Origin of the sequence: Stutzerimonas urumqiensis (assembly GCF_003640395.1) — a bacterium.
GTDB lineage: Bacteria > Pseudomonadota > Gammaproteobacteria > Pseudomonadales > Pseudomonadaceae > Stutzerimonas > Stutzerimonas urumqiensis.
The window spans coordinates 407,347-414,709 of sequence record NZ_RBZQ01000005.1; the positions used below are offsets into that span (position 1 = coordinate 407,347).

A 7,363-nucleotide genomic window follows, 5' to 3' on the forward strand; every position below is an offset into this window, starting at 1 on the left:
CTCAGCCGCGCGAGCCCATCCCCTGCGACAGGCTGTAGATGAACAGCAGCAGGTCTTGATCAGGACGCACGCTCGCCTCGGGCTGGCGAGCAAGCGGCGGAACGGGGCACAAGGCCATGCCGCTGGACGCGCTGATCACCCCCGCGTCCGGCTCGCTCCATTCGGCCGCGCAATAGGAGGCAAGACCCAGCGCGCCGATCAGGAAGGCTCCTCGCACGATGTCTAGCTTCATGTCGCAAGCTCTTGTTTTTGGATGGGTCAGCTAACCCTAGAGTAGCGTTGGCGGTTACGCCCACAGACCCGACAAACGGTATAGCCGCTTGGCAAACCCGGCAGCCCGCTACCCTGCAGCAGACGCGTTACAAACGCATGACCCAAAAAAAAGCCCCGCACGACGCGGGGCTTTTTTACGCCAGGAGTGCTGGGCTTACATCATGCCGCCCATGCCACCCATGCCGCCCATGTCCGGCATGGCCGGGGCCGGCTTGTCTTCCACGATCTCGGCGACCATGGCTTCGGTGGTGATCATCAGACCGCCGATCGAAGCTGCCGCCTGCAGCGCGGAGCGAGTGACCTTGGCGGGATCGAGAATACCCATCTCGATCATGTCGCCGTACTCGTCGGTCGCCGCGTTGAAGCCGTAGTTGCCCGAACCCTGCTTGACCTTGTCGACCACCACGCTCGGCTCGCCACCGGCGTTGGCAACGATCTGGCGCAGCGGGGATTCGACGGCGCGACGCAGCAGTGCGATACCGACGTTCTGGTCTTCGTTGGCGCCCTTGAGCTCGGAGATCGCCTGCAGCGCGCGCACCAGGGCCACGCCACCGCCAGGTACCACGCCTTCTTCGACGGCTGCACGGGTGGCGTGCAGGGCGTCTTCGACGCGGGCCTTCTTCTCTTTCATCTCGACTTCGGTACCGGCACCGACCTTGATGACCGCCACACCGCCGGCCAGCTTGGCCAGACGCTCTTGCAGCTTCTCCTTGTCGTAGTCGGAGGTGGTTTCCTCGACCTGCTTGCGGATCTGGGCGACGCGCGCCTCGATGTCGCCCTGCTGACCGGCGCCGTCGATGATGGTGGTGTTTTCCTTGTTCAGGACCACACGCTTGGCGTTACCCAGGTGCTCGAGGGTAGTGGTTTCCAGGCTCAGGCCGACTTCTTCGGAAATCACGGTACCGCCGGTGAGGATGGCGATGTCCTGCAGCATGGCCTTGCGGCGATCGCCGAAGCCCGGCGCCTTGACCGCAGCGACCTTGACGATGCCGCGCATGTTGTTGACGACCAGCGTAGCCAGGGCTTCGCCTTCGACGTCTTCGGCCACGATCAGCAGCGGACGGCCAGCCTTGGCGACGGCTTCCAGCACCGGCAGCATTTCGCGGATGTTGGAGATCTTCTTGTCGACCAGCAGCAGCAGCGGGTTGTCCAGCTCGGCCACCATGGTGTCCGGCTTGTTGATGAAGTACGGCGACAGGTAGCCGCGATCGAACTGCATGCCTTCGACGACCGACAGTTCGTTCTCCAGGCCCGAGCCTTCTTCGACGGTGATGACGCCTTCCTTGCCGACCTTCTCCATCGCTTCGGCGATGATCTGGCCAATGGACTCGTCGGAGTTGGCGGAGATGGTGCCGACCTGGGCGATGGCACGGCTGTCGGCGCACGGCTTGGCCAGGTTCTTCAGTTCGGCGACGATGGCGATGGTGGCCTTGTCGATGCCGCGCTTGAGATCCATCGGGTTCATGCCGGCAGCGACGGCCTTCAGGCCTTCGTTGACGATGGCCTGAGCCAGGACGGTGGCGGTGGTGGTGCCGTCACCGGCGGCGTCGTTGGCCTTGGACGCAACGTCCTTGACCAGCTGGGCGCCCATATTCTCGTAGCGATCCTTCAGCTCGATTTCCTTGGCGACGGAAACGCCGTCCTTGGTGATGGTCGGAGCGCCGAAGCTCTTTTCCAGCACCACGTTGCGGCCTTTCGGGCCGAGGGTCGCTTTGACGGCGTCTGCCAGCACGTTCACGCCAACCAGCATTTTCTTGCGAGCGGAGTCGCCAAACTTGACTTCTTTAGCAGCCATTTCGATTGATCCTCAATCCTGAATTATTGAACGGAGATTCCGAAGAATCAGGCCTCGACGACGGCCAGGATTTCGCTCTCGCCCATCACCAGCAGGTCTTCGCCGTCGACCTTGACGGTGTTGCTGCCGGAGTAAGGGCCGAATACCACCTGATCACCGACCTTCACGGCCAGCGGACGCACTTCGCCATTGTCGAGCACACGGCCGGTGCCGACGGCTACGACTTCGCCACGATTCGGCTTTTCGGCAGCGGAGCCCGGCAGGACGATGCCGCCTGCGGTCTTGGTTTCTTCTTCGCTGCGACGAATGACGACGCGGTCATGCAGAGGACGAAGCTTCATTGTCGATCTCTCCTATTGAGTGGTTACTGGCCGATGCGCCGTGCATCGGCAGGTTGGCAAAGCCGGCCGGGGCCGGGCGCGATCCGCCAGGCGGACCGCAGAAAACGGACTGTCGGACGACAGCGACCTTTCGGTGTCCGCTACATGCGGGCAGGCCAGAGCATTTCAAGGGCGTCGAACAAAATTTTTTATCCGGCTCAGGCAGTTTTCCTGACCGTCGGCGCGCTCCGAGCGCCGGCGTCGCGCCCAAAAAAGAACCGGCCGCTCGAAAGCGGCCGGCTTCTGGGTGAGATGGCGGATCAGCGGTCCTTTCGCTCGTACTCGCCCTCGATCACGTTCGGCCGCTGTATCGGCGGACGCTCGCCGGCTCGCGGATCGAAGCCCGCGTCATCGCCCTGGGTGTAGATGCCGCCCTGGCGAACGCGGCTTTCCACACGGCGCCGAGCCGCGCCGATCAGCCAGCGCCGGGTCGGCGGAAACAACAGGAACAGCGCGGCCAAGTCGCTGAGCAAGCCGGGCAGTATCAGCAATCCGCCGCTGACGGCCATCAGCAAGCCCTGGAGCATCTCCTGCTCGGGCAGCTCGCCGCGGGCCAGCCGCTCGCGCGCACGCCAGGCCGTGGCGAAGCCGGCAAGGCGCAGCAGCATGACGCCCGCCAGGCCGCTGAGAACCAGCAACAACAAGGTGGCGAAGACGCCGATCGAGCTGCCGACCTTGATCAGCACCGCCAGCTCGATGGCGGGAAAAAGCAGGAACAGAAAAAGAAAAATACGCATCACGGACCTTTGACGGAAGAACGGCTTCCGGAAGTCTCAAGGTGGCGGTCGCGAACCGGCTTTTCAAGCAGGACGCTCGACCCAGCTGTAACGGAATCATGCAGAGCGGCACGACTGTTCAGGCACAAGGCCATGACGACGCCTTCGCCAGGGCGACCAGCGCAGCACGGACGGCTCCCGGGTTGTCGCACGGCGCGGGAAAGGCGAGCCAATGGACGGCGGCGCCGATCCGCAGGTGAAAGCCCTCGCTGTCGATACCGACCATCCGCGCCGGCACATGCTGCGGCAGGCCGGCCAGTTGCACGTAGTGGGCGATGGCGGCGGCATGATCGTCGTTCATGTGTTCGATCATCGAGGCTTCGGCCGGACCGGCGAAGGGATTGGCCAGGGTTATGTCATCGAGCCAGCGGATCTGCCCGAACCCGCCGATGAAGCGCCAGCGCACGGGTGAGAGCACCCAGAAATCGAAGTCATGGACCCGGTGGTAATCCTGCGCGTCGGGAAAGTAGCGGTAGTAGCGCTGGGCCGCGGCTTCGATGGCCGCCGGATCGACCAGTTGCCTGGCATCGGCGAGCAGCGTCAGCCGGCCGGCGGCCTGCACGTCTTCGGCATGCCGCTCGCCGACCAGCAGCGAACAGCGGCCATCGGCCTGCAGATTGTGGGTGTGCTGGGCCAGCCGACTGATCAGCAGCAGCGGCCGTCCGGCGGCGTCCAGGCAGTAGGGCACGACCGATCCGAACGGATAGCCCGGCAGCGCCTTGGAATGCGTGCCGAGCACGCCCTGGTATTCCTTGAGCAATAGGACTCGTGCATCCTTGACCGCCTCTGCGCTCACGCCGTGACTCCTTTTCGTTCGCTGGTCATGGGACGAGAGAACCGCGTGGCGCTCCCTTTGGTTCGACATGAGGACACGACATGCAGCTCGAAGACAAGGTCATCATCATCACGGGTGGCGGCCAGGGGTTGGGCCGCGCGATGGCCGAACACCTGGCCGGCCAGCGGGCACGCCTGGCGCTGGTCGATCTCAACCAGGAGCGGCTGGACGAAGCCGTCGCGGCCTGCGAGGCCGCCGGCGGTCAGGCACGCGCCTATGTGTGCAACGTGGCGGACGAAGCGCAGGTGGTGAGCACCGTGGCGCAGGTGGCGAGCGACTTCGGCGCGATCCACGGCCTGGTGAACAACGCCGGCATCCTGCGTGATGGCCTGCTGCTCAAGGTGCGCGATGGCGAGATCACCAAGCTGAGCCTTCAGCAGTGGCAGTCGGTCATCGACGTCAACCTGACCGGGGTCTTCCTGTGCACACGGGAAGTGGCAGCCAAGATGGTCGAGCTGAAGAACGAAGGCGCGATCATCAACATTTCGTCGATTTCGCGTGCCGGCAACATTGGCCAGACCAACTACTCCGCCGCCAAGGCTGGCGTGGCGGCACTGACCGTGGTGTGGGCACGTGAGCTGGCGCGCTATGGCATTCGGGTCGCGGGCGTGGCGCCCGGCTTCATCGAGACCGAGATGACCGGCAGCATGAAGCCCGAAGCGCTGGAAAAGATGACGGCGGGCATTCCGCTGCGCCGCATGGGCCGGCCGCAGGAGATCGCTCACTCGGTGGCCTACCTGCTGGAAAACGACTATTACAGCGGACGCATCCTCGAACTGGACGGCGGCCTGCGCCTGTAAGGTCCGTTCGCGAAGCGGGTCATGAGCCCGCTTCGTGCATCGCCGCGCTTACCAGCCCACGCCGAAGCCGATGGTGTAGCGCGTCTCGTCGAGGTCGCCTTCCGAGCCGCTGACGAGGTCCTTCTCCGCCTTCATGTTCAGCGAGGCCCAATCGGTCACGCGGTAACGCAGCCCGAGCTCCGAATCGAGCGAATAATCGGCGACATTCGACAGCGGCTTGCCGAGTTCGCCGGTGCTGAACAGCTCGAACGTCTTGCCGACCAGGTAGCGGTTGTAGTCCCACTTGATGGCCAGCGAGTAGAAGTTTTCCTTCTCGCCGGTGGCGAACAGGTAGTCGGAACGGTTGAACAGCGACGCCAGCGAGAAAGCGCCGAGCTCGTTGTCCCAGAACTGGTAACCAGGGCCGGTACCGATGGTGCGCTGGCGGGCAACTTCCTCGACGTGGTCGCGCTTGTAATCCAGCCGTCCCTGCCAGAACCAGTGCTCGTCGATGAAGCGGTCCAGCGCGTACTCGGCTTCCCAGTTGTGGGTCGTGGTGACGCCGTCCTGGTATTCGCGGTTGTAGCTGGCCTGGGCGTTATGGCGCCAGAGCCCGTGCTTGGCCTCGGTATCGAACGAGACGTCGTAGTCGTCGGTGTTGGTTTCGGCGCGTTTGTAATCCAGCGCGACGTCGACATTGCCCTCCCACGTGAAGTCCTGGATCAGCGGCTTGGGATGGATCAGCTGCGAAATCGACGCCAGCGGCACCGTTCGTGACTCGCTGCCGTTGCCCAGCTTCACCTGCCCCTCGTCGGCCGCGCTCAGCGAGCGCGAGAGTTCATCCTGGGGCGAACCATGAAACTCGACCACCAGCGGCCGGTCGCTCTCCAGCGTGGCGACCTGCTTCCAGGCGATCGGGATCGACCCGCCGTATTCGGTTTCGATCAGCAGTTTGCCGCCATCGAGGACCGCGATCTTGCCGGTCAGCCGATCGCCATTCTTCAACCAGACGGTATCGGCGAGCGCAGGCAGTGGCAGGGCGGCGAGGGTCAGACAAAAAAGGCTTCTGGCATACATGAGGTAGGCTTGCGTCCGATGAAAAGGGCGGCATTATCCGCAGGCTCGGGGTGACGGCAACCACTGACCACCAGACGGGAGGCAAGTTCGCCCGAGCCCGTTTCCGGGAGGACTCACCGATGCGCCAGAACCCTGCCTCAGATCTCGAAGCCGATGCGCGCCGTTCCGCCGTCTACGCCCTGCTTGCGCAGGTTCCCAGCGGCCGCGTCGTGACCTACGGCGAGCTGGCGAGCCTTGCCGGTCTCGGACGAGCGGCACGCTGGGTCGGGCGGCTGATGTCCCAGTTGCCCGACGCCACCACCCTGCCCTGGCACCGCGTGGTGGCGGCCGGCGGCAGGCTCAGCATGCCGGCCGGCAGCCCCGCCGGGCACGAGCAGCGCGCCCGCCTGCGGGCCGAGGGCGTGACGGTCGTCAATGACCGGGTGGACATGCGTCGGCACGGCTGGCAATCGACGGGATACAGCGGGTAGAGTGCGGCTTCCGCGTTCCAACCCGACAGATCCGAGCCGTATGTCACGAGAAACCTGGCGCGATGCGCTCGCCGCCTATGCCAGCCCCGCCACGCTCGCCCTGCTGCTTCTCGGATTCGCCGCCGGCCTGCCGGCCGTTCTGGTCTTCTCGACCCTGTCGGTCTGGCTGCGCGAAGCGGGCGTCTCGCGCGAGACCATCGGGTTCGCCAGCTGGATCAGCCTCGCCTACGCCTTCAAATGGGTCTGGTCGCCGATGCTCGACCAGTGGCGCCTGCCCTGGATCGGCGCGCTCGGCCGGCGACGCTCCTGGCTGGTGCTGTCCCAGGCGCTGATCGCCGCCGGCCTGATCGGCATGGCGCTGTGCAACCCGCAGCACAACCTGACGATGCTCATCGCCTTCGCCGTGGTGGTGGCGTTCTCCTCCGCGACGCAAGACATCGCGATCGACGCGTACCGGCTGGAGATCGTCGAGGACCGCCTGCAAGCCACGCTGGCGGCGAGCTACATGACCGGTTACCGGATCGCCATGCTGCTGGCCAGTGCCGGCGCCCTGTTCCTCGCCGAATGGCTAGGTGCGACCGCCCTGGAGTACGACCAGCGCGCCTGGATGCTGACCTACCTCGCCTTTGCGCTGCTGATCGTGCCCGGCCTGCTGACCAGCCTGGCGATCCGCGAGCCGGTGGCCGCGGCACCGCTACCCAACGCGCCGGCCGAATTCACCTTCAACCATCAGCTCGCCGCGGTGGGCCTGCTGCTGGTGCTGCTCATCTCGGTCCCGGCGATGATCAACGCGCTGATCGCGCTCGCCTGGCCGCGCGCAACGCTCTATGCGCTGTTCATTGCCGGCTCGCTATCCTCGGGCGGTCGCGCGCTGCTGATCCCGGTCCGACTGATTTTCCGCCAGGCGCGCGAACGTCACCGGCCGGCGCACTTCGATTTCGCCCACCAGGCCGTCTCGGTGATCGTGCTGATCATCCT

9 protein-coding genes are annotated in these 7,363 nt (G+C 65.0%); 3 read left to right on the forward strand and 6 right to left on the reverse strand.

What is annotated here, in order from left to right; all coding sequences use genetic code 11:
- Position 1: 1 nt before the first annotated feature.
- From D7325_RS12645 to D7325_RS12665, 5 genes are all read right to left on the reverse strand, one after another.
- Entirely contained in the window at positions 2 to 232 is a 231-nt protein-coding gene (locus D7325_RS12645) for a hypothetical protein (RefSeq protein ID WP_120994545.1), read from the reverse strand.
- Positions 233 to 427: 195 nt separating this feature from the next.
- On the reverse strand, positions 428 to 2,068 hold the full coding sequence (gene groL, locus D7325_RS12650) for a chaperonin GroEL (RefSeq protein ID WP_120994546.1): 1,641 nt from the start codon (positions 2,066 to 2,068) through the stop codon (positions 428 to 430).
- Between the two features lie 47 nt (positions 2,069 to 2,115).
- Entirely contained in the window at positions 2,116 to 2,409 is a 294-nt protein-coding gene (locus tag D7325_RS12655; RefSeq protein ID WP_120994547.1) for a co-chaperone GroES, read from the reverse strand.
- A 299-nt stretch (positions 2,410 to 2,708) separates the two neighbouring features.
- Positions 2,709 to 3,185, reverse strand: coding sequence for an FxsA family protein (locus tag D7325_RS12660; RefSeq protein WP_120994548.1), 477 nt, complete (start codon positions 3,183 to 3,185; stop codon positions 2,709 to 2,711).
- 118 nt (positions 3,186 to 3,303) lie between these two features.
- Positions 3,304 to 4,020, reverse strand: coding sequence for a HugZ family pyridoxamine 5'-phosphate oxidase (locus tag D7325_RS12665; RefSeq protein ID WP_120994549.1), 717 nt, complete (start codon positions 4,018 to 4,020; stop codon positions 3,304 to 3,306).
- 80 nt (positions 4,021 to 4,100) lie between these two features.
- Here D7325_RS12665 and D7325_RS12670 point away from each other — a divergent pair, with 80 nt between their 5' ends.
- Complete coding sequence (locus D7325_RS12670; RefSeq protein WP_120994550.1) at positions 4,101 to 4,859, forward strand: SDR family oxidoreductase; 759 nt, start codon at positions 4,101 to 4,103, stop codon at positions 4,857 to 4,859.
- Positions 4,860 to 4,907: 48 nt separating this feature from the next.
- On the opposite strand, the gene D7325_RS12675 is transcribed toward D7325_RS12670, so the two are convergent.
- Positions 4,908 to 5,915: a DUF481 domain-containing protein gene (locus tag D7325_RS12675; protein ID WP_120994551.1), complete on the reverse strand. Its 1,008-nt coding sequence runs from the start codon at positions 5,913 to 5,915 to the stop codon at positions 4,908 to 4,910.
- 119 nt (positions 5,916 to 6,034) lie between these two features.
- On the opposite strand from D7325_RS12675, the gene D7325_RS12680 reads away from it, so the two are divergent.
- Positions 6,035 to 6,385 carry an MGMT family protein gene (locus tag D7325_RS12680; protein ID WP_120994552.1) on the forward strand — a complete coding sequence of 117 codons (351 nt, stop codon included), beginning with the start codon at positions 6,035 to 6,037 and terminating at the stop codon, positions 6,383 to 6,385.
- A gap of 40 nt (positions 6,386 to 6,425) precedes the next feature.
- Positions 6,426 to 7,363, forward strand: a 938-nt coding sequence (locus tag D7325_RS12685) for an MFS transporter (RefSeq protein ID WP_484421930.1), incomplete at its 3' end; no start/stop codon positions are given.